The organism is Caulobacter sp. UNC279MFTsu5.1 (assembly GCF_900114015.1).
In the GTDB taxonomy this organism is placed as follows: Bacteria; Pseudomonadota; Alphaproteobacteria; order Caulobacterales; family Caulobacteraceae; genus Caulobacter.
In genome coordinates, this window is record NZ_FORN01000031.1 from 1 (window position 1) to 21,527 (window position 21,527).

At 69.1% G+C, this 21,527-nt stretch carries 23 protein-coding genes; 20 read left to right on the plus strand and 3 right to left on the minus strand.

What is annotated here, in order from left to right; genetic code table 11:
* Positions 1-445: 445 nt before the first annotated feature.
* The gene (locus BM066_RS16620; RefSeq protein ID WP_018113305.1) at positions 446-901 is read right to left on the minus strand and encodes a hypothetical protein; all 456 of its coding nucleotides are present in this window, start codon (positions 899-901) and stop codon (positions 446-448) included.
* 152 nt (positions 902-1,053) lie between these two features.
* On the opposite strand from BM066_RS16620, the gene murJ reads away from it, so the two are divergent.
* Both murJ and trpS read left to right on the plus strand, forming a co-directional pair.
* Positions 1,054-2,691 carry a murein biosynthesis integral membrane protein MurJ gene (gene murJ / locus BM066_RS16625; protein WP_018113306.1) on the plus strand — a complete coding sequence of 546 codons (1,638 nt, stop codon included), beginning with the start codon at positions 1,054-1,056 and terminating at the stop codon, positions 2,689-2,691.
* 287 nt (positions 2,692-2,978) lie between these two features.
* Positions 2,979-4,013 carry a tryptophan--tRNA ligase gene (trpS, locus tag BM066_RS16630; protein ID WP_018113308.1) on the plus strand — a complete coding sequence of 345 codons (1,035 nt, stop codon included), beginning with the start codon at positions 2,979-2,981 and terminating at the stop codon, positions 4,011-4,013.
* A gap of 27 nt (positions 4,014-4,040) precedes the next feature.
* On the opposite strand, the gene BM066_RS16635 is transcribed toward trpS, so the two are convergent.
* Positions 4,041-5,330, minus strand: a complete 1,290-nt coding sequence (locus BM066_RS16635) for a cytochrome P450 (RefSeq protein WP_018113309.1) — start codon at positions 5,328-5,330, stop codon at positions 4,041-4,043.
* A gap of 133 nt (positions 5,331-5,463) precedes the next feature.
* Between BM066_RS16635 and BM066_RS16640 the strand changes: the two genes are divergently transcribed.
* From BM066_RS16640 to trmB, 16 genes are all read left to right on the plus strand, one after another.
* Positions 5,464-6,033, plus strand: coding sequence for a NifU family protein (locus BM066_RS16640; protein WP_018113310.1), 570 nt, complete (start codon positions 5,464-5,466; stop codon positions 6,031-6,033).
* Positions 6,034-6,150: 117 nt separating this feature from the next.
* Entirely contained in the window at positions 6,151-6,738 is a 588-nt protein-coding gene (locus tag BM066_RS16645) for a malonic semialdehyde reductase (RefSeq protein WP_018113311.1), read from the plus strand.
* 185 nt (positions 6,739-6,923) lie between these two features.
* Positions 6,924-7,574 (plus strand): DUF1131 family protein, encoded by a 651-nt coding sequence (locus BM066_RS16650; RefSeq protein WP_018113312.1) that lies wholly within the window; start codon positions 6,924-6,926, stop codon positions 7,572-7,574.
* A 4-nt stretch (positions 7,575-7,578) separates the two neighbouring features.
* Positions 7,579-8,235, plus strand: coding sequence for a hypothetical protein (locus tag BM066_RS16655; RefSeq protein WP_018113313.1), 657 nt, complete (start codon positions 7,579-7,581; stop codon positions 8,233-8,235).
* A gap of 11 nt (positions 8,236-8,246) precedes the next feature.
* Positions 8,247-8,888, plus strand: coding sequence for a tRNA (adenosine(37)-N6)-threonylcarbamoyltransferase complex dimerization subunit type 1 TsaB (tsaB, locus tag BM066_RS16660; protein ID WP_029589479.1), 642 nt, complete (start codon positions 8,247-8,249; stop codon positions 8,886-8,888).
* Positions 8,885-9,337 (plus strand): ribosomal protein S18-alanine N-acetyltransferase, encoded by a 453-nt coding sequence (gene rimI / locus BM066_RS16665; RefSeq protein WP_018113315.1) that lies wholly within the window; start codon positions 8,885-8,887, stop codon positions 9,335-9,337. The genes tsaB and rimI overlap by 4 nt, the downstream gene beginning before the upstream one ends.
* A gap of 61 nt (positions 9,338-9,398) precedes the next feature.
* The gene (locus BM066_RS16670; RefSeq protein ID WP_018113316.1) at positions 9,399-9,806 is read left to right on the plus strand and encodes a Fur family transcriptional regulator; all 408 of its coding nucleotides are present in this window, start codon (positions 9,399-9,401) and stop codon (positions 9,804-9,806) included.
* Between the two features lie 170 nt (positions 9,807-9,976).
* Positions 9,977-11,329: a tRNA (N6-isopentenyl adenosine(37)-C2)-methylthiotransferase MiaB gene (gene miaB, locus BM066_RS16675; protein WP_018113317.1), complete on the plus strand. Its 1,353-nt coding sequence runs from the start codon at positions 9,977-9,979 to the stop codon at positions 11,327-11,329.
* The gene (locus BM066_RS16680; protein WP_018113318.1) at positions 11,326-12,270 is read left to right on the plus strand and encodes a PhoH family protein; all 945 of its coding nucleotides are present in this window, start codon (positions 11,326-11,328) and stop codon (positions 12,268-12,270) included. The genes miaB and BM066_RS16680 overlap by 4 nt, the downstream gene beginning before the upstream one ends.
* Positions 12,271-12,287: 17 nt before the next feature.
* Complete coding sequence (ybeY, locus tag BM066_RS16685) at positions 12,288-12,746, plus strand: rRNA maturation RNase YbeY (protein ID WP_177218485.1); 459 nt, start codon at positions 12,288-12,290, stop codon at positions 12,744-12,746.
* 11 nt (positions 12,747-12,757) lie between these two features.
* Complete coding sequence (locus BM066_RS16690) at positions 12,758-13,684, plus strand: hemolysin family protein (RefSeq protein WP_018113320.1); 927 nt, start codon at positions 12,758-12,760, stop codon at positions 13,682-13,684.
* Positions 13,681-15,267 (plus strand): apolipoprotein N-acyltransferase, encoded by a 1,587-nt coding sequence (gene lnt, locus BM066_RS16695; protein WP_018113321.1) that lies wholly within the window; start codon positions 13,681-13,683, stop codon positions 15,265-15,267. The genes BM066_RS16690 and lnt overlap by 4 nt, the downstream gene beginning before the upstream one ends.
* 53 nt (positions 15,268-15,320) lie before the next feature.
* On the plus strand, positions 15,321-15,755 hold the full coding sequence (locus BM066_RS16700) for a helix-turn-helix domain-containing protein (RefSeq protein WP_018113322.1): 435 nt from the start codon (positions 15,321-15,323) through the stop codon (positions 15,753-15,755).
* A 94-nt stretch (positions 15,756-15,849) separates the two neighbouring features.
* Positions 15,850-17,073, plus strand: a complete 1,224-nt coding sequence (metK, locus tag BM066_RS16705) for a methionine adenosyltransferase (RefSeq protein ID WP_018113323.1) — start codon at positions 15,850-15,852, stop codon at positions 17,071-17,073.
* Positions 17,074-17,075: 2 nt separating this feature from the next.
* Positions 17,076-17,612, plus strand: coding sequence for an SMI1/KNR4 family protein (locus BM066_RS16710; protein WP_018113324.1), 537 nt, complete (start codon positions 17,076-17,078; stop codon positions 17,610-17,612).
* A gap of 34 nt (positions 17,613-17,646) precedes the next feature.
* A complete protein-coding gene (trmB, locus tag BM066_RS16715) occupies positions 17,647-18,327 on the plus strand; it encodes a tRNA (guanosine(46)-N7)-methyltransferase TrmB (protein ID WP_029589481.1) in 681 nt (226 codons plus the stop codon).
* Positions 18,328-18,451: 124 nt separating this feature from the next.
* Here trmB and ppa read toward each other — a convergent pair whose 3' ends face one another.
* Positions 18,452-18,985 carry an inorganic diphosphatase gene (gene ppa / locus BM066_RS16720; protein ID WP_018113326.1) on the minus strand — a complete coding sequence of 178 codons (534 nt, stop codon included), beginning with the start codon at positions 18,983-18,985 and terminating at the stop codon, positions 18,452-18,454.
* A 275-nt stretch (positions 18,986-19,260) separates the two neighbouring features.
* Between ppa and rimP the strand changes: the two genes are divergently transcribed.
* Positions 19,261-19,827 (plus strand): ribosome maturation factor RimP, encoded by a 567-nt coding sequence (gene rimP, locus BM066_RS16725; protein ID WP_018113327.1) that lies wholly within the window; start codon positions 19,261-19,263, stop codon positions 19,825-19,827.
* 2 nt (positions 19,828-19,829) lie between these two features.
* Positions 19,830-21,497 (plus strand): transcription termination factor NusA, encoded by a 1,668-nt coding sequence (nusA, locus tag BM066_RS16730; RefSeq protein ID WP_018113328.1) that lies wholly within the window; start codon positions 19,830-19,832, stop codon positions 21,495-21,497.
* Positions 21,498-21,527: the final 30 nt, after the last annotated feature.

Consider the following 21,527-nt stretch of genomic DNA (forward strand, 5'->3'; position numbering starts at 1 on the left):
CATACTGCTTGCACCTGAAGGCATGGGGAGGGCGCACGTACGGCGACCGATGCGGCCTTCGGGGGTGGACGAGCGGGAAGGCTTGTCCGTCGTGTTCCTTCGGGGACGTCCCAGGTCGGTTCGGAGCAGGTTTCGCCTTGGTCGCGACGAAACTCCGGCGCCGGGGATAGATGGATCGAGCCGGCAGGCCTGGGCTGAAATCGCCCAGGCGGTCCGGGGTGCGCCAACACCCCGCCCGTCGGGGGCCTCCATCGGAGCGGGTTAAAAATCCGCGATCCGAAGGCTTCCGGATAACGGTTCCGCGCGAAGCGCCTGTACTTCGTCGAAACGGTACACAACATCAAAGCTCTTCCGGGCGAGGCCCGGGCGCTTCGCACCCTTCCCATCAACTCAGCGGCTTTCCGCGTGAGGACGAGATCCCTTGTCCGCCGCCCTGCGCGCCGCCCTATCGGCGGTCCGCCATCTGGAACGGGGGGATCAGCACGCAGCGGGGCTGGCCGTCGACCACCGCCACGCGCACGGCGCGCATCGAGGGCGGAGCGAAGAAGGCCTGGGCCTGGGGCGTCCTGACGGCCAGCAGGACCGGTCCGGTGAACTGGCACACGGGGTGCTCGCCGCCGCCTCTAGCGTCGGGCCGGTGGATGCACATCATGTGGCCGACGCGGTATTCGAAGCGGGCGTCGTCGAAGGCGGTGACCTTGGCCTTGCCTGAACCGGCGGCGTAGTCCGCCGGGCCGACCGTGGGGCAGGGCGGTCCGTCCAGGCTCCAGGCCGCCGCCTCGGCGGCGCTGGCCTGTTTCTGGCTGCTGTAGACGTGGGCCGCGGCCGCCAGGCCCAGGACGGCGACGCATGCCGCGCCGAGCGCCTGGCCAAGGCCGAGGATCCTGTTGGCCTTGGGCATGGCGGTCCGGTTCCGGGTTCGAGACGGCCGAGCCTAGCGACGCCGCCGGCGATCCGCCAGGGGGCGCCGCGGCGCGGCCCTGCACCGAAAATCCTCCGCCCCCGCCGCGTCGCTCGCTTGACGGCCTTTCGCCCAGCCCCCAGAAGCCATGCGTGACCGACGCGCCCCCCCCCGAACCCGTCCCGACCGCCCCGGCCCCCGCCAAGAAGGCCGGCGGCCTGCTGAAATCGTCGGCGATCTATTCCGGCCTGACCCTGGTCAGCCGGTTCATGGGCTTCGCCCGCGACCTGGCGGTCTCGTACCGGATGGGGGCCAGCGCCACCCCGGCGGCCGACGCCTACAACGCCGCCCTGGCCTTCCCGAACCTGTTTCGCCGGTTCTTCGCCGAGGGCGCCTTCGCCGCGGCCTTCGTGCCGGCCTACGCCAAGTCGCTGCAGCGCGACGGCGAGGAGACGGCCGACATCCTGGCCGCCGACGCCATGGCCAGCCTGGCGGCCGCCACCATCGTCATCACCCTGGTCTGCCAGCTGGCCATGCCCTGGCTGATGATGCTGATCAGCCCCGGCTTCGGCTGGGGCACCGAGAAGTACAAGCTGGCGGTGCTGCTGACCCAGATCACCATGCCCTACCTGCCGTGCATGGCCATCGTCGCCCACCTGTCGGGGGTGCTGAACGCCCGCGACCGCTTCGTGCTGTCGGCCGGGGCGCCGATCCTGCTGAACGTCGCCACCCTGATCTTCATCCTGCCCCAGACCACGGCCGTCGGGGCCGCCACCTGGGGCTCGGCCGGGGTGATCGTCGCCGGCGTCGCCCAGGCGGCCCTGCTGACCTGGGGCGTCAACAAGTCCGGAGCCAAGGTCCACTGGCGGCTGCCGCGCCTGACGCCGGAGGTGCGCGAGCTGATCGGCAAGGCCATTCCCGGGGCCCTGGCGGCCAGCGCCACCCAGGTCAACATCTTCATCTCCGGCAACCTGGCCAGCCATGTGCCCGGCGGCCGCTCCTGGCTGGCCACCGCCGACCGCCTGTACCAGCTGCCGCTGGGCCTGGTGGGGGTGGCGATCGGCGTGGCCCTGCTGCCGCGCCTGTCGCGGGCCGTGAACACCGGCGACGGCGACGACGCCCAGACCGCCATGGACCAGGCCATCACCCTGGCGATGGCCCTGACCATTCCGGCCGCGGCGGCCCTGGTCGCCATGCCCGGCTTCCTGTCGGACGCCCTCTACACCCGCGGCCAGTTCACCAGCTTCGACGCCAGCCAGACGGCCTCGGCCCTGTTCTTCTACGGCCTGGGCACCCCGGCCTTCGTGCTGCAGCAGCTGTATTCGCGGGCCTTCTTCGCGCGGGGCGACACCAAGAGCCCGATGCGTTTCGCCCTGATTTCGGTGGCGATGAACATCGGCCTGGGCATCCTGCTGTTCAACCTGATCGGGGTGAAGGGCATCGCCGCCGCGACGGCCGTGGCCTCGTGGATCAATGTCGGCCAGATGGCGTTCGGCCTGTCGCGCAAGGGGCACTACAGCCCGTCCATGGCCACCTGGTCGCGGGTGGCGCGGATCCTGGCGGCCAGCGTCGCCATGGGCGGGGCCCTGGCCGCGGCCTCGCACTGGCGGCCGCTGATCGAGGCCCCGCTGCGCGAGCTGGGCCTGCGCGGCCACACCCTGGGGGCCAAGGAGTTCGCCCTGCTGCTGACCGTGCTGGTCGGCGGGGCGCTGTATCCGCCGCTGGTCTTCCTGTTCGGCGGGGTGACGCCGGCGGAGCTGAAGGGCGTGCTCAAGCGGGGCAAGGCTTAGGGGCGCTTCATCGTCCCAACCGTTGTGATCCCGGAAGCCCCGCTGGGGCTGTCCGGGGCGAGGGCGGTGCGGCTGTCCTGGATCCCGGACAAGCGCTGCGCGCTTTCCGGGATGACAACCTTTGTCCAGCCCGCTAACCAGCAGTCATGGCTTCGATCGGTTCCTTCGCGCCGCGATGGCGCAGCTTCCGCTGATCCCGACCGCCGCGTCCCCTGCTTTCGAGGAGGGCGCGCGGCCCGCGCCGTTGCGCCGCCACCATATCCATTATCCGTTCCAGGGCTGAAGCCATGACCGACCACACCCCCGTCCCCTATGCGGGCCCGACCCGCGTGCTCTCCGGCGTCCAGCCGTCCGGCGCCCTGCACCTGGGCAACTATCTGGGCGCCCTGGTGAAGTTCGCCCGGCTGCAGCATGAGATGGACACCTTCATCTTCGTGGCCGACCTGCACGCCATCACCGTCTGGCAGGATCCGGCCCTGCTGGCCCAGCAGACCCGCGAGATCGCCGCCGCCTACCTGGCCGCCGGCCTCGACCCCGCGAAGGCGACGATCTTCCCGCAGTCGGCGGTGCGCGAGCACGCCGAGCTGGCCTGGATATTCCAGTGCGTGGCCCGCCTGGGCTGGCTGGATCGGATGACCCAGTTCAAGGAGAAGAGCGGCAAGCACAAGGAGCGCTCCAGCGTCGGCCTCTACACCTATCCGGTGCTGCAGGCCGCCGACATCCTGGTCTACAAGGCCACCCATGTGCCGGTCGGCGAGGACCAGAAGCAGCACCTGGAGCTGACCCGCGACATCGCCGGCAAGTTCAACCACGACTTCGGCGTCCAGGGCTTCTTCCCGCAGCCCGAGCCGCTGATCCAGGGGCCGGGGGCGCGGATCATGTCCCTGCGCGACGGCTCGGCCAAGATGAGCAAGTCCGACCCGTCGGACTACAGCCGCATCAACCTGACCGACGACGCCGACGCCATCGCCGCCAAGGTCAGGAAGGCCCGCACCGACCCGGAACCGCTGCCCGAGACCCTCGAGGAGCTGGGCGCCCGCCCGGAGGCCGACAACCTGGTCGGGATCTTCGCGGCGCTGGCCGGCCGGACCAAGGCCGAGGTGCTGGCCGAGTACGCCGGCAAGGGCTTCGGGACCTTCAAGCCGGCCCTGGCCGACCTGGCGGTCGACAAGCTGGCCCCGGTCGGCGAGCGCATGCGCTCGCTGCTGGCCGATCCGGCGGAGATCGACCGGATCCTGAAGGCCGGCGCGGAGCGGGCGTCGGAAGTCGCCGCGCCGACGGTGGCCGAGGTGAAGAAGCTGGTCGGGTTCTGGGGGGCCTAGTCTTTCCTTCTCCCAATGGCCCTCTCCCTATGGGAGAGGGTTTCTTTGGGGAATCCGCACCGGCAGGCTCTCATAGCCCTTCACGAAGCTGGAATAGACCCGCTTGGGCTCGCCCATCACCTCGATCTTCGGGAAGCGCTTGAGGATCTCCTCCCAGATGATCTTCAGCTGCAGCTCGGCCAGGCGGTTGCCGACGCAGCGGTGGATGCCGAAGCCGAACGACAGGTGGCGGCGGGCCTGGGGGCGGTCGATCAGGAAGGCGTTGGGATTGTCGATCACCGTCTCGTCGCGGTTGCCCGAGACGTACCACATCACGACCTTGTCGCCCTTCCTGATGGTCTTGCCCGACAGCTCGAAGTCCGCCACCGCCGTGCGCCGCATATAGGCCAGCGGCGTCTGCCAGCGGATGATCTCCGAGACCATGTTGGGGATCAGCGACGGGTCGGCCCGCAGCTTGGCCTCCTCGGCCGGGTTCTGGCTGAGGGCCAGCAGGCCGCCGGTGATCGAGTTGCGGGTGGTGTCGTTGCCGCCGACGATCAGCAGCAGGATGTTGCCCAGGTACTCCATCGGCGGCATGTTCCGCGTCGCCTCGCCATGGGCCAGCATCGAGATCAGGTCGTTGCCCGGCTCGGTGCTGTTGACGCGCTGGTTCCACAGCTCGGTGAAATAGGCCAGGCACTCCAGCAGCTCGGCCCGGCGCTGGTCCTCGCTGTCGACGATCCCGGCCCCCGGTATGGCGGTGGTGACGTCGGACCAGCGGGTCAGCTTGCGGCGCTCCTCCCAGGGGAAGTCGAACAGGGTGGCCAGCATCTGGGTGGTCAGCTCGATCGACACCTTGTCGACCCAGTCGAAGGTCTCGCCGATCGGCAGATCGTCCAGGATGCCGCCGACCCGCTCGCGGATCGTGCCCTCCAGCAAGGCCAGGTTCACCGGCGAGACGATCGGGCTGACGGTCTTGCGCTGGATGTCGTGCTTGGGCGGATCCATGGCGATGAACATCGGCAGGACGAAGTCCTCGTCGAAGTTGCGGATCGTGATGCCGCCGAAACTGGAGTCCGACGAGAACACCTGGTGGGTGGTGTCGACGGTCATGATGTCGTTATAGCGGGTGATCGACCAGTAGGGCCCGTACTCGCTCTCGGCGCAGTAGTGCACCGGATCCTCGGCCCGCAGCCGCTCGAAATAGGGCCAGTGGGCGTCGGCCTGGAACAGGGCCGGATCGGCGACGTCGATCTGCTCCAGGGGCATGGCGTAGGCCTTGGCCCGCGCCGCGTCCTTCTGGGCGTCGCCGGAAAGATCGATGGCTCCGTCGCTCATGGCGACCTCCCCTGAAAATCTTGGGTGAAACAACTGTTTCGACGATGGAGCCATAACGCGGTTCGTTTGTCACGATGACGCAAGGGGCAGCCGGCCTCTTGTCCTGGCGGCCTCTCGGGTCCATTTCTCCGGCATGTTCATCCAGACCGAAACCACGCCCAATCCCGAGGTCCTGAAGTTCCTGCCCGGCCGCGAAGTGCTGGGGGAGGGCGCGCGGGAGTTCAAGACGGCCGAGGAGGGCGACGCCTCGCCCCTGGCCGAGGCCCTGTTCCGCCTGGGCGACGTCAACCGCGTGTTCTTCGGCCCGGACTTCCTGACGGTGACCAAGGCCGAGGGCGCGGAGTGGCCGCACCTGAAGGCGCCGATCCTGGCCGCCATCATGGACCACTTCACCAGCGGCCGGCCCCTGCTGCTGGACCAGGCCGAAAGCGGCCACGACGAGGACGGGGTCTACGACGAGGAAACCTCGCAGATCGTCGCCGAGATCAAGGACCTGCTCGACACCCGCATCCGCCCGGCCGTGGCCCAGGACGGCGGCGACATCGTGTTCAGCAAGTTCGAGCCGGCCACCGGCGTGGTCTGGCTGCACATGCGCGGCGCCTGCTCGGGCTGCCCGTCGTCCTCGGCGACGCTGAAGGCCGGCGTCGAGAACATGCTCAAGCACTATGTGCCGGAAGTGACCCGGGTCGAGCAGACGCTCTAGGCGTCCGCCGCGTGCGCCCGCGTGCAAGCCTTTGCGCGCGCCGAGCCTTGCCAGCGCCTTCGCGCCTCCTTATCGTAACTGTATAAGTTGCAATTATATCGCCCATAAGGATCGCTGATGGCCAGGCTCGCCGACACGGCTCTCGACCAACTGTTCACGAAGGCCCGCACGCGCAACGGCTGGAGCGATCAGCCCATCCCCGAACCGGTGCTGCGCCAGCTGTACGACCTGGTGAAGTTCGGCCCGACCGCGGCCAACACCACCCCGGCCCGGTTCATCTTCGTCCAGAGCCCCGAGGCCAAGGCCCGGCTGGCGGCCCTGTCCTCGGGCTCGAACGGCCCCAAGATCCTGCAGGCGCCGGTGACGGTGATCGTCGGCTACGACCTGGACTTCCCCGAGACCCTGGACCGCCTGTTCCCCAACGCGCCGGGGGCCAAGCACTGGTTCGGCGACGCCGTGGCCAAGGAGTGGGGCGCGCTGCGCAACAGCTCGCTGCAGGGCGGCTATTTCATCATGGCCGCGCGGGCCCTGGGCCTGGACACCGGCCCGATGTCGGGCTTCGACAACGCCGCCGTCGACAAGGAATTCTTCGAGGGCACGAACATCAAGTCCAACTTCATCGTCTCGATCGGCTACGGCACCGAAGAGAACCTGTTCCCCCGCAATCCGCGCCTGGACTTCGAGGAAGCCGCGAAGATCGTTTGATTTCGCTCTGAGACTTCAAAGGTTGTCATCCCGGCCGTAGCGCAGCGAAGAGCCGGGACCCAGGGGAACCGCACCGCATCCGCCCAGTCCCCTGGATCCCGGACAGCCTCTGCGAGGCTTCCGGGATGACAACTTCTTTGTGCATCGGATGCACATCCCGCCGACCCGGTGCTAAAAGGCGCCCCATGACCCAGCGCCTCGTCCTGATCGCCGCCCCGCTGCTGCTGCTCGCCGCCTGCGGCCCGGCCAAGCAAGCCGACACCGCCCCGCCGCCCGCCGCCTCGTCCTCCGAGGTCCCCAAGTCCGGGCCGGTCGCCATCGCGGTCACGCCCTATGTCGGCGGGCCGCTGCACGTGCGCGCCGACGGCGTGGGCCCGATCACCGGCGAGACGGCCTTCGATCTGGCGACCATCAAGGCCCTGTTCCCCAAGGCGGTGGTCAAGAGCGCCTTCATCCACACCGGCGAGGGTCCGCCCGGACCGATCCTCACCGTCGAGCAGGACAATGTTCCGCTGCTGGAGATCGGCAAGGACGCGGAAGGCGGCATCGGCGAGATCCGCCTGGCGGGCGGGCCTGTCGAGGGTCCCAAGGGCGAGGCCCTGCTCGGAAAGTGGGCGGACCTGTCCTTCGACATCGCCCAGTGCCGGGCCGGCGAGGGCCGCACGGTCAACCAGACGGTCTGCGTGCGCCCCGAGGCCCCGACCGTGTCCTATGTGTTCGGCGTGCCCGGCTGGGCCAAGGGCGGCCTGCCGCCGGTCGAGACCCTGAAAGCCAAGGGCCAGCTGAACGAATTCGTCTGGCGCCCGGCCGAGAAGGCCGCCGTCGGCGCGGCCTGACCCGATGCTGCGACACCTGATCCTCGCCGCGCCGCTGCTGGCCCTGGCCGCCTGCGGCCCGGCCGACAAGCCCGCGGGGTCGAAGAGCGGCGCGCCCGCGACCGCCGCTCCGGCCCCCGCCGTGGTGACGCGCCAGGACGCGTCCGGAGCCGTCGACCGCTTCATGCCCTATGCGGGCGGCCCTCTGGCGCTGGACGAATTCTCGGTCGGTCCGATCATGGCCCAGACCGATTTTTCCCTGGACGCCATCCAGCCCCGGTTCCCGAAAGCCGCGGTCAAGGCCGCCTTCCTGCATCAGGGACCTGGCGAGCCGACGCCGATCATCACCATCGAGCAGGGCGGGGGCGTGATCGAGATCCAGGGCAATCCCGGCACGACCAAGGTCGGCGACATCCGCGTCTCGGGCGGGACGCCCCAAGGTCCGCGCGGTGAAACGCTCGGCCTGAGGTGGGCGAACGCCGACATGGACTATCCGCGCTGCTGGATGGGCAAGGACCGCGACGCCCACGCGGTGATCTGCACCCAGCCCGGCGAGCCGGTGCTGCGCTACCTGTTCGCCGTGCCCGGCTGGACGCAGGACACGATGCCGTCCGAGGCGGTGCTGCGCGAAAAGGCCACCCTGCGCGAGTTCCTCTGGCGCGGCGGAGCGCCGACCCAATGATTCCCTCTTCCTTGGTTTTGGCCATCGACACCTGCCTGGCCGCCAGCTCGGTCGCGATCCTGGACGGCGACGCCGTCCGCGCGGCCCGCAGCGAGCCGATGACCCGCGGCCATCAGGAGCGCATCGCCGTCCTGGCTCGCGAAGTGGCGGCCGAAGCCGGGGTGAAGTTCGTCGACCTGACCCGCATCGCCGTCACCGTCGGCCCCGGCTCGTTCACCGGCCTGCGCGTGGGCCTGTCGTTCGCCAAGGGCCTGGCCACGGCCCTGTCGATCCCCTGCGTCGGGGTCAACACCCTGGAGGCCCTGGCCGCCTCGGCGGACGCGACCGGCTTCGTGGCCGGCGTGCTCGACGCCAAGATGGGCCAAGTCTATTTGCAGATCTTCGACGGCGGAAAGGCGCTGATGGCCCCCGACGCCCTGGAGGTCGGCGTCGCCGCCGCCCGCCTGGCCGAGCTCTACTCCGGCGGGCCGGCGACCCTGGTCGGCTCCGGCGCGCCGCTGGTCGCCGACGTCCTGCCGGACGCCGCGGTGTTGAGCCCGGCCTATCCCGACCCGGTCGCCGTTGCCCGCCTGGCCGCCGCCCGGCCGGCTCCCGGCCATTCGCCCCGGCCGCTCTATCTGCGGGCGCCCTACGCCGTGGCGCCGGCCGCATGATCCTGCGTCCCGTCGGGCTGGAAGCCTGCTTCACCCTGGCCGACCTGCACGACCGCGCCTTCGACCGGCCCTGGTCGGCGGAAGAGTTCGAGACCCTGCTCAAGGGTCCCGGCGCCTTCGCAATTCTCGGCGAGGCGGGCGATCCGGAGGAGCCGAAGGGCTTCATCCTGTGCCGCGCCGTCGCCGGCGAGGCCGAGATCCTGACGATCGCGGTCGACCCGGCCGCCCGCCGTCGCGGCTGGGGCGCGGCCCTGGTCGAGATGGCGGCGGGCGTCGCCCGGGAAGCCGCCGCCTTCGAGATGTTCCTGGAGGTCGCGGCCGACAATCTGGCGGCGATCCGGCTCTACGAGACCACCGGTTTTGGGCGCGTGGGCCTGAGAAAAGGCTATTATCCCCATCCGGATGGGGCCAAGGACGCGGTGGTGATGCGCCGGGTGCTTAACAGCTAGCGGCCAAGCCCCTATCTTGCCCGCGAATCTGGCTTGGATTCATCTTTCCGGAGACGCCGCCGTGGATCGCCTCGAAAAGCTCTGCATCGAAAAGGGCATGCGCATGACCGACCAGCGGCGGGTCATCGCCCGCGTGCTGTCGGCGGCCACCGACCATCCGGACGTCGAGGAGCTGCACCGCCGCGCCCACGCCGTGGACCCGCACATCTCGATCGCCACGGTCTACCGGACGGTGCGCCTGTTCGAGGAGAGCGGCATCATCGAGCGCCACGACTTCCGCGACGGCCGCTCGCGCTACGAGGAGACTCCCGACCATCACCACGACCACCTGATCGACATGAAGACCGGCAAGGTCGTCGAGTTCGTGGACGAGGAGATCGAAGCCCTGCAGACCGCCATCGCCCGCAAGCTGGGCTACAAGCTGGTGGACCACCGGCTGGAGCTGTACGGGGTTCCGATCGAGGACTGATTTTCGGACTTGCCCCCACCTGACCGCTACGCGCTCTGTCGCGGCGAGGGGGCGGAGCCAGGCGCTTTAGGCTCTTCTCCCTCCGGGGGAGGAGGGCCGAAGGCCGGAGGGGGCGAGGGTGTGGCGCCGCCGTCCTTGCGAAAGCCCGCCCTCGCGCTCATAACGCCTCGATGAGCGAGACCCCGCAAAAGCGCCTCTACATCAAGACCTACGGCTGTCAGATGAACGTCTATGACAGCGAGCGCATGGCCGATGTCCTGCGTCCGCTGGGCTATGGCGTGGTCGACGACCCCGAAGGGGCCGATCTGGTGGTGCTCAACACCTGCCACATCCGTGAGAAGGCCACCGAAAAGGTCTATTCCGAGCTGGGCTACATCAAGCAGATGAAGGGCCGCAAGGCCGAGGCCGGCGGTCGCATGACCATCGCCGTGGCCGGCTGCGTGGCCCAGGCCGAGGGCAAGGAGATCATGCATCGCCAGCCGGCGGTCGACCTGGTGGTCGGGCCCCAGGCCTATCACCAGCTGCCCGAGCTGATCGCCCGCGCCCACCGGGCCACCGGCGAGCGGCTGAGCGCCGACTTCGCGGCCGACGAGAAGTTCGACGCCCTGCCGGCCGAGCGCCAGGTCAACGGCGTCACAGCCTTCCTGACCGTGCAGGAGGGCTGCGACAAGTTCTGCACCTTCTGCGTGGTGCCCTATACGCGCGGCGGGGAGTGGTCGCGGCCGCCCGAGGCCATCGAGGACGAGGCCAAGCGCCTGGCCGACCAGGGCGTGCGCGAGGTCACCCTGCTGGGCCAGAACGTCAACGCCTATGACGGCGGCGGCTACACCCTGGCCAGGCTGGTCCGCCGCCTGGCCAAGATCCCGGGCCTGGACCGCATCCGCTACACCACCAGCCACCCGCGCGACATGGGCGACGACCTGATCGCGGCGCACGGCGAGCTGCCGCAGCTGATGCCCTATCTGCACCTGCCGGTGCAGGCGGGGTCGGACAAGATCCTCAAGGCCATGAACCGCGACCACACGGCCGAGAGCTATGTGCGGCTGATCGAGAAGATCCGCGCCGCGCGGCCCGACATCGCCATGAGCGGCGACTTCATCGTCGGCTTCCCCGGCGAGCGCGACGGTGATTTCGACAAGACCCTGGAGCTGGTCCGCGAGGTCGGCTTCGCCAGCGCCTTCTCGTTCAAATATTCGCGCCGTCCCGGCACCCCGGCCTCGGCCATGCCCGGCCAGGTGGACGAAGCGGTCAAGGGCGAGCGCCTGGACCGCCTCAACGCCCTGCTCGACGAGCAGCAGAAGGCGTTCAACGCCCAGCAGGTCGGCAAGGTCTTGCCGGTGCTGTTCGAGAAAAAAGGCCGCAACCCCGGTCAAATCGTTGGCCGCAGTCCCTATCTGCAAGCCGTGCACGCGGTGGGCCCCGACAGCCTGCTGGGCCAGATCGTTCCCGTCCGCATCGAGTCGTCGGCCAAGATGAGCCTGGGCGGCGTGCTCGAGACCCAATCCATCCCGGAGCCCGCTTGAGCCGTACGCCTGAGTTCCTGCCCCTGTCCGACACCGCCGTCCGCGCCGTTTCCGGCCCGAACGGCCGTCACGCCGCCCTGATCGAGGACGCCTTCAAGGTGCTGATCGAGACCCCGGGCGGCGGGGTGACGATCACCGGCGACGTCAAGGCGCGCTCCAGCGCCAAGCGGGCGATCCAGGCCCTGGCCCAGCGGGCCGACGCCGACGACGAGGTGGTCGAGGCCGACGTGCGCGTGGCGGTGGGCGAGGCCCACAGCGCCGGCGGCCAGGCCTCGCCGCGGGCCGTGCGCAAGGGCTCGGTCTCGCCCAAGACCAAGGGCCAGGCCAAGTACATGGAGGCCATGACCGGCCATCCGCTGTGCTTTGGCCTGGGTCCGGCCGGCACCGGCAAGACCTTCCTGGCCGTGGCCCAGGGCGCGGGCATGCTGCTGCGCGGCGAGGTCGACCGGCTGATCGTCACCCGCCCGGCGGTGGAGGCGGGCGAGAAGCTGGGCTTTCTGCCGGGCGACCTGAACGAGAAGGTCGACCCCTACATGGCCCCGGTCTGGGAGGCCCTAACCGACATCATGGGCGCCGACCAGCTGCGCCGCCGGCGCGAGAAGCTGGAGATCGAGGTCGCCCCGATCGCCTTCATGCGCGGCCGCACCCTGGCCCATGCGTTCGTCATCGTCGACGAGGCCCAGAACTGCTCGCGCCTGCAGATGAAGATGGTGCTGACCCGGCTGGGCGAGGGCGCGCGGATGGTGGTGACGGGCGATCCGACCCAGGTCGACCTGCTGAACCCCCGCGATTCCGGCCTGGCCCACGCAGTGTCGATCCTCGAGGGCGTCGAGGGCGTGGCGGTGTCGCGCTTCACCTCGGCCGACGTGGTGCGCCACCCGCTGGTCGAGCGCATCGTCAAGGCCTACGACGCCGACGCCCTGCAGACGACGACGCGCTGATGACCATCACGGTGGACATCGAGATCGAGGACGAGGCCTGGACCAAGGCCGAGCCGGAGGTCGAGGCCCTGGTTTGGCGCGCCGCCCAGGCGGTGCTGGACGCCCATGAGGACATCGAGGGGAACGGCATCGTCATCCTGCTGGCCGACGACGACAGCGTCCAGGCGCTGAACCGCGACTTCCGGCAGAAGGACTACGCGACCAACGTGCTGTCCTTCCCCTCGCCGCCCAATCCGGAAGGCCAGATCGGCGACATCGCCCTGGCGTTCGGGGTCTGCCGGCGCGAAGCGATCGAGCAGGGCAAGCCTCTCGCCCACCACTTGCAACATCTGGTGGCGCACGGGGTGCTTCATCTCTTAGGATACGATCATCAGGACGACGCCGAGGCGCAGGCCATGGAAGCGTTCGAGCGCGAGATCCTCGCGGGCTTGGACATTCCAGACCCCTATGCCGAACCCGCGTCCGCCGAGGGATAACCAGCCAGGGCATGCCCAGCGACGACCAGAGTTCCACGCCCGCCGGCCCGGCTCGCCTGAGCCGGGGCGTGCGGGCGTTCTTCCGCAAGATGCGCAAGGATCTGGCCGGCCGGGGCGTGCCGGGCCTGGCCGAGGCCTCGCGTCCGGCCGACCCGACCCTGGTCCACGAGGTCGACATGGTCGACCAGGCCGAGGCCTTCCAGAGCCTGCGGGTGGCCGACGTGATGACCCCGCGCGCCGACATCGTGGCGGTCGAGGTCTCGACGGCCTTCGAGGCGGTGGTGGCCCAGTTCACCGAGGCCGAGCACTCGCGGATGCCGATCTATCGCGAGACCCTGGACGACCCGGTCGGGGTGGTCCACGTCAAGGACGTGTTCCGCCTGCTGGCCGATGACGACAAGCGGCCGGGTCCGGTCGACCAGATCCTGCACCGGCTGCGGCGCGAGGCGCTGTACGTCCCCGCCTCGATGCGGGCCGCCGACCTCTTGCTGCGCATGCGCACCAGCCGCATCCACATGGCCCTGGTCATCGACGAGTTCGGCGGCACTGACGGCCTGGTGACCATGGAGGACCTGATCGAGGCGGTGGTCGGCGAGATCGACGACGAGCACGACGACGCCCAGGTCTCCAGCATCGTCGCCCGCCCCGGCGGCCTCTACGAAGTCGACGCCCGGGCGCCGCTGGAAGACCTGGAGGCCGCCCTCGACCGCGACCTGGCGCCGCCCGACATGGAAGAGGACATCGACACCGTCGCCGGCCTGGTCGTGGCCCTGGCCGGCCGCGTGCCGCAGCGCGGCGAGGTGATCGCCCATCCGGCCGGCTTCGATCTGGAGGTCGTCGAGGCCGATCCGCGCCGCGTGCGCCGGGTCCGGGTGCGCCCGGCCGTTGATCTCGAGGCCGAGACGGCCGACCCGCCCGGTCGCGCGGCCGCCTCGTGAACCTGCCGCCCCTGCCGAAGCTGACGCCGTGGCGGGTCCGGGGCCTGGCCCTGCTGGCGGGCCTGGCCGCCGCCCTGGCCCATCCGCCGTTCGGGATCCTGCCCGGCCTGCTGGGCTACGCCGTGCTTTTGTGGCTGCTGGACGCCGTCGACGGGCCCCGCCCGCTGCGCTCGGCCTTCTTCCGCGGCTGGCTGACGGGGCTTTCCTATTTCGGGCTCTCCACCTGGTGGATCGCCGAGGCCTTCATGGTCGACGCCGCCAACCAGGGCTGGATGGCCCCGTTCGCGGTGGCCGCCATGGCCGCCGGCATGGCGCTGTTCTGGGGCCTGGCGGCGGTGCTCTATCGGCTGATCAGGCCGCCGGGCGCGCGGCGGGTGCTGGTGTTCGCCGGGGCCTTCGCGGCCCTGGAATGGACGCGCGGCCACATCCTGACCGGCTTTCCCTGGAACCTGCCGGGCGAGACCTGGCGGGCGGGTTCTGCCCCGTCCCAGGTCGCCGCCCTGGTCGGCGCCTACGGCCTGACCTGGATTACCCTGGCCCTCGCCGCCGCTCCGGCGGTGTGGCGCGACGGTCGGCGTGGCCGGATCGCGGTCGGCGCGGCCCTCGCCGGCCTGGTCGGGCTGTTCGTCGGCGGGGCCTTGCTGCCGACCTCTCCGACGGCGCCGGCCGGCGGGCAGGCCCGGACGAGCGTCCGCATCGTCCAGGCCGACATCCCGCAGGAATCCAAGTGGGACGCCGGCCGGTTCGCCCAGATCGTCCAGGCCTATGTCTCGCTGACCGCCAGGCCCTATGCCGGCAAGCCGGCCGACATCGTCGTCTGGCCCGAGGGCGCCCTGCCGCTGGCGATCAACGACTACATGGTCCAGGGCAGCTGGGTGCGTCAGGCCATCATCGACGCCCTGCGGCCCGGCCAACTGATGCTGCTGGGCGGCTATCGCTACGAGGGGACGCCCGACCAGCCGGTCTACTACAACAGCCTGGTCGCTCTGCGCCGTACGGCGAACGACGTCGAGGTGGTCGGGATCTACGACAAGCACCGGCTGGTGCCGTTCGGCGAGTACCTGCCGGCCGACGCCCTGATGACTCGGCTGGGCGTCAAGAGCATGGCCCACCTGGGCGACGGCTTCGCCACGGGACCGGCGCCCCGGCCGATGCGGATCGCCCCGAACCTGCTGGTCCAGCCGCTGATCTGCTACGAAAGCCTGTTTCCCCGCCTGGCCGAGCCGGCGCCGGGCGTGCGCGCCATCGTCAATGTCTCCAACGACGCCTGGTTCGGGGTGACGTCCGGGCCGCTGCAGCACCTGAACCTGGCCAGCTATCGCGCGATCGAGACGGGACTCCCCCTGATCCGCGCCACCCCTACCGGCGTCTCCGCCCTGATCGACGCTCAGGGAAGAATTTTGCCCGGCGCCCGCTTGAAACTTGGCGAATCAGGGGTGATCGACGGTAATGTGCCGAATGTCGGTTCGCCGACCCTGTTCTCCAGGCTTGGGCATTGGCCGTTCGGACTGCTGCTTTTGGTTTCATTTGCCCTCGCGATTCGCGTTCCAGGGGGTCGAGGCTTGGAAAAAGTCCCAAACTGAAACAGACAGGCTTCCAGATATCCGTGGCTTTTCCCCCCAGTGATTGAAGCGGCATGAACACGACCTCTGACCAAGAACGCTCCCCCAATCCGATCGACCTGCACGTCGGCGCCCGCATCCGCATGCGGCGCAAGATCCTCGGCGTCAGCCAGGAGCGTCTGGCCGACGACCTGGGCCTGACCTTCCAGCAGGTGCAGAAGTACGAGCGCGGCGCCAACCGCGTCAGCGCCTCCAAGCTCTACGAGATCGCCAAGAGCCTGCAGTCGTCGGTGTCCTACTTCTTCGAAGGCCTGGCCGATCCGACCGACGTGGACGGTTTCGAGGAGAACGGCTCCGAGCAGTTCGTGCACGACTTCCTGATGACCCCGGAAGGCCTGGAGCTGGCCGCGCTGTTCCCGCGCATCGGCAAGTCCCGTGTTCGCCGGCGCATCCTGGACCTCGTCCGGTCGATGGCCGAGGACCTGATCGAGGAAGAAGCCCAGGCCTGATCCGGCTTGCGGACATAAACATATCTTTATATGTTCGCGCCTAGTCCCTCGGGCAGACCGTCCGAGCGGGCGACGTCATGTCCGGAGCTGAACCTTGAGCCGTTCTTCCTACATCTTCACCAGTGAAAGCGTTTCCGAAGGCCATCCGGACAAGGTCGCCGATCGGATCAGCGACACCGTCGTCGACGCCTTCCTGAGCGTCGACCCCGAAGCGCGCGTCGCCTGCGAAACCCTGGTCACCACCAACCGCATCGTCCTGGCGGGCGAAGTACGGGCCGGCAAGCCGGGCGGCGACAAGGCCGCCAACAAGCAGCTGACCAAGGACATCCTCAAATCGTTGGAGCCCAAGGTCCGGGCCGCGATCAAGGACATCGGCTACGAGCAGAAGGGCTTCCACTGGGAGAAGGCCAAGTACTCGAACTTCCTGCACGGCCAGTCGGCGCATATCGCCCAGGGCGTGGACGCCACCGACAAGAAAGACGAAGGCGCCGGCGACCAGGGCATCATGTTCGGCTACGCCAGCACCGAGACCCCGGAGCTGATGCCGGCCACCCTGCAGTACAGCCACAACATCCTCAGCCGCCTGGCCCAGCTGCGCCACTCGGGCGAGCTGTCAGAGCTGGAGCCCGACGCCAAGAGCCAGGTGACCCTGGAATACGACGGTTCCGGCAAGCCGGTCCGTGTCGTCTCGATCGTCGTGTCGCACCAGCACAAGAAGAAGATCGGCGGCAAGACCCCGACTTCCAAGCGTGTGCTCGACCTGATCAAGCCGCATATCCTGCCGATCTTCCCGGACGGCCTGATCACCAAGAAGACCCAGTGGCTGGTCAACCCGACCGGCCGCTTCGAGATCGGCGGTCCGGACGGCGACGCCGGCGTCACCGGCCGCAAGATCATCGTCGACACCTACGGCGGCGCGGCCCCGCACGGCGGCGGCGCGTTCTCGGGCAAGGATCCGACCAAGGTCGACCGCTCGGCCGCCTACGCCTGCCGCTATCTGGCCAAGAACGTCGTGGCCGCCGGCCTGGCCGACCGCTGCACCATCCAGATCGCCTATGCGATCGGCGTGGCCCAGCCCGTGTCGTTCCACGTCGACCTGCACGGCACCGGCAAGGTCGACCCGGCCCAGCTGGAAAAGCTGCTGCCCCAGCTGATCGGCGGCGCCACCCCGCGCGCCATCCGCGAGCACCTGCAGCTGAACAGGCCGATCTACGCCCGCACCGCCGCCTATGGCCACTTCGGCCGCACGCCGGACAACGAAGGCGGCTTCTCGTGGGAGAAGACCGACCTGGTGTCGGAGCTGAAGGGCCTGGCCTGATCATGAGCGGCCCCCAGCGTCAAATCTGGGGGCCGTCCTATACCGAAGCCGAACTCGACGCCGCCCAGGCGCGGTTCGGCTTTTTCTTTCCGCCCGACCTGCGGGCGCTGTTGTTGAAACACCGGATCGCCGGGGCCCTGGACTGGACCCACGATCACGAGAAGCTGGCCGAACGCTTCGCCTGGCCCTACGAGGGCCTGTTGTTCGACGTCGAGGAAAACGGCCTCTGGTGGCCCGAATGGGGGCCACGACCCGGCGATCCCGCCGAGCGGGCGGCCGTGCTGCGCCGCGTCGTGGACGCCGCGCCCAGGCTGATCCCCGTCTATGGCCATCGCTACATGTCCGAGACGCCGCGCGAGGCCGGCAATCCGATCTTCTCGGTCTATCAGGCCGACATCGTGGTCTATGGCCGGGACCTGGAGAGCTATGTCGACCGTGAGTTCGTGACCGATCCTCTGGATTTCATTCTGGAGGACGAGGGCAAGACGATCCCGTTCTGGTCGCAGATGGTCCGCCGAGGATATTCGACGGCGCCCTAGCTCCCGGGACGGTCAGGCGCTAAGACGCCGCCCCATGACCAACCCCCAACAACCCCACGGGCCGTTGCGCTCGTTCGGCCGCCTGAAGTCGCGGCCGGTGAAGCCGCGCCAGCAGGCCCTGCTCGACAGCCTGCTGCCGACGATCGCCGTGCCGCATGAGCAGTTCCAACCCCGCGACCTGATGCCCGAGGCCGCGGAAGTCTGGCTGGAGATCGGCTTCGGCGGCGGCGAGCACATGGCGGCCCAGGCCGGCAAGCGTCCCGACGTGCTGGTGATCGGGGCCGAGCCCTTCGTCAACGGCGTGGCCAGCGCCGTGCGCCACGTCGAGGAGCAGGGGCTGAAGAACGTCCGCATCCACGAGGGCGACGCCCGCGACGTGGTCGGCTGGCTGCCCGACGCCAGCGTCGACCGGCTGTTCATCATGTTCCCCGACCCCTGGCACAAGGCCCGCCACAACAAGCGCCGCCTGATCCAGCCGGCCTTCGTGAGCGAGTTGGCGCGGGTGCTCAAGGCCGGAGCGGCCTTCCGCTTCGCCACCGACTGGGCCGACTATGCCGAATGGACGGTCGAGCGGGTGCTGGCCGACCCGGCCTTCCGCTTCGCCGAGGCCGACGCCGACCGCAACGCCGCGCCCGCCGACCACGTCACCACCCGCTACGAGGAAAAGAAGCTGGGCGACTGCGCGCCGGTGTTCCTGGATTTCGTGAGGGCTTAAAGCCCCTCTCCCCGTGGGAGAAGTGTCGCCCAAAGGGCGACGGAGAGGGGAGTTTGCTGAGCCAGCAGAACTCCCCCCACAGATCACTTCGTGATCGCCTCCCCCACGGGGGAGGGTCTAAACGTCAGTAGCTCTCGTCGTGGCGCTTGATCGCGGCGCGGATGATCTCGGCGGTCTCCTCCGGATCGGCCCAGCCGGTGATCTTGGTCGACTTGCCCTTTTCCAGGTCCTTGTAGTGCTGGAAGAAGTGGGCGATCTGCTCGGTCAGGATCACCGGCAGGTCGCGCCAGCTGGACACGCCGGTATAGAACGGGTGCAGCTTGTCGACCGGCACGGCCAGGATCTTTTCGTCCGAACCGGCCTCGTCGACCATCATCAGGGCGCCGATCGGACGGCAGCGGATGATCGCGCCGGGCACCACCGGGGTCGGACCCACCACCATGATGTCGGCCGGGTCGCCGTCGTCGGCCAGGGTGTGGGGGATGAAGCCGTAATTGGCCGGATAGAACATCGCCGTGTGCAGGAAGCGGTCGACCATCAGGGCGCCGCTGGCCTTGTCGATCTCGTACTTCACCGGCTCGCCGCCTTGCGGGATCTCGATGACGGCGTTCAGGTCGTAGGGCGGGTTGACGCCGACGGCGATCTTGGAGAGGTCCATCGTGACTCTTCGTTTGGGATGGTCCCGCGGGGAGGCGGGCCTGCGCGGGGGCGCTTGTAGCCCACAAGTGCTGCACTGCGGAAGGGGCGACGACGCGTGACGATCGCAGGGGGCTTCCAACCGCCCGAACATCGCGCTATATAGCTCCTACATCGTCCGTCAGCGCTGATAGCGCTTTCGAGCGGCGGCCCGAAAGGCTGCCGCTTTTTCTTTGGCCGCTCGCCAGCTTGGCTTTTCCCAGGCTGTCTTGGGCGGCCCAGTGAGTTGAGAGAACCGTGCGCGGCAAGACGCAGGAAGATATCGGTCTGGTCGAATTGCTCGATCCCGTCGCCGAGTCCGTCGGCTACGAGATCGTCCGCCTGCGCCTGATGGGCGGGGCCGAGCAGCGCCGGCTGCAGATCATGGCCGAGCGGCCGGACGGCGACATGAACGTCGAGGACTGCGCCCGCCTGTCGCGCGCCATTTCCGAGATCATGGACGCCGCCGACCCGATCGCCGGCGAATACACCCTGGAGGTCTCCAGCCCGGGCGTCGACCGCCCCCTGACCCGGCTGAAGGACTTCGACACCTATGCCGGCCTGGAGGTCCGCATCGAGCTGGACCGCGTCGCCGAGGGCCGCAAGCGCTTCAAGGGCGAGCTGGCCGGCGTCGAGGACGGCCAGGTGGGCCTGAACATCGAGGGCGAGGACGACACCACCGTCTATTTCCCGTTCGACTGGATCGTCGACGCCAAGCTGGTGCTCAACGACGAACTGATGAAGCGCGGGGCCGCCCAGCGGGCCGCGCGCATCGAAGACGACACCGACATCGACACTGACCTGTCCGAAAGTGAAGAGGACTGACCATGGCCATCGGCATTTCCGCCAACCGCCTCGAGCTGCTGCAGATCGCCGACGCGGTCGCGCGTGAAAAGGGCATCGAGAAGGAAGTCGTCATCGAGGCGATCGAGGACGCCCTGCAGAAGGCCGCCCGGGCCCGCTACGGCGCCGAGCACGACATCCGCGTCAAGATCGACCCGCGCACCGGCGAGACCACCCAGAAGCGGGTGATCGAGGTCGTGCCGGACGACTACGAGCTGGAAGGCGAGATCGGCAAGGTCCAGCTGTCGTCGGCCAAGCGCACCTGGCGCGACGCCGAGGTCGGCAAGGTCTACGAAGAGGCCCTGCCGCCGTTCGAGATCGGCCGCGTCCAGACCCAGATGGCCCGCCAGGTCGTCATGCATAAGGTCCGCGAAGCCGAGCGCGAGCGCCAGTACGACGAGTACAAGGACCGCGCCGGCGAGATCGTCAACGGCAGCGTCAAGCGCGTGGAATACGGCAACGTCATCGTCGATCTGGGCCGCGGCGAAGGCATCATGCGCCGCGACCAGTCGATCCCGCGCGAGAACTTCAATGTCGGGGACCGCATCCGCGCCTACATCTACGACGTCCGCCGCGAGACCAAGGGTCCGCAGATCATGCTGTCGCGCGCCCACGGCGGCTTCATGGCCAAGCTGTTCGCGCAGGAAGTGCCGGAAGTCTATGACGGCGTCATCGAGATCCGCGCCGTGGCCCGCGACCCGGGCTCGCGCGCCAAGATGGCCGTGATCTCCAACGACAGCAGCATCGACCCGGTCGGCGCGTGCGTGGGCATGCGCGGCTCGCGCGTCCAGGCCGTGGTGGCCGAGCTGCAGGGCGAGAAGATCGACATCATCCAGTGGTCCGAGGACGAGGCGACCTTCATCGTCAACGCCCTGGCCCCGGCCGAAGTGTCCAAGGTCGTCATGGACGAGGAGGACGAGCGCGTCGAGGTGGTGGTGCCCGACGAGCAGCTGTCGCTGGCCATCGGCCGCCGCGGCCAGAACGTCCGCCTGGCCAGCCAGCTGACCGGCTGGCAGATCGACATCATGACCGAGAGCCAGGAAAGCGAGCGCCGCCAGCGCGAGTTCTCCGAGCGCACGGCCCTGTTCCAGGAGGCCCTGGACGTCGACGAGGTCATCGCCCAGCTGCTGGTCACCGAAGGCTTCGCCGCGGTGGAAGACGTCGCCTATGTCGAGCCGCACGAGATCGCGGCCATCGAGGGCTTCGACGACGAGACCGCCGACGAGCTGCAGACCCGCGCCCGCGAGTTCCTGGAAAAGGAAGCCGCCGCCCTGGACGCCAAGCGCCTGGAGCTGGGCGTCGAGGACGGCCTGCTGGAGATCGAGGGCGTCACCCTGCCGGTGGCCGTGGCCCTGGGCGAAGGCGACGTCAAGTCGGTCGAGGACCTGGCCGGTCTGATCCCCGACGACCTGCGCGGCTGGTTCGAGACCAAGGACGGCGAGCGCACCCGCGAGGCCGGCATCCTGGACAGCTTCAACCTGTCGCCGGAAGACGCCGAGGCGCTGATCATGCGCGCCCGCATCGTCATGGGCTGGGTCGAGGCCCCGCCCGAGCCGGAATATGTCGAGGAAGAGGGCGAGTTCGAGGAAGCGGCGGGCGAGGAGCCGGCCGAGGCCTCGGAGGAAGCCGTTGAAGACGCCAAGGAAGACTGATCTTGAGCCCGGGCCTCCCGCGAAAGTCGG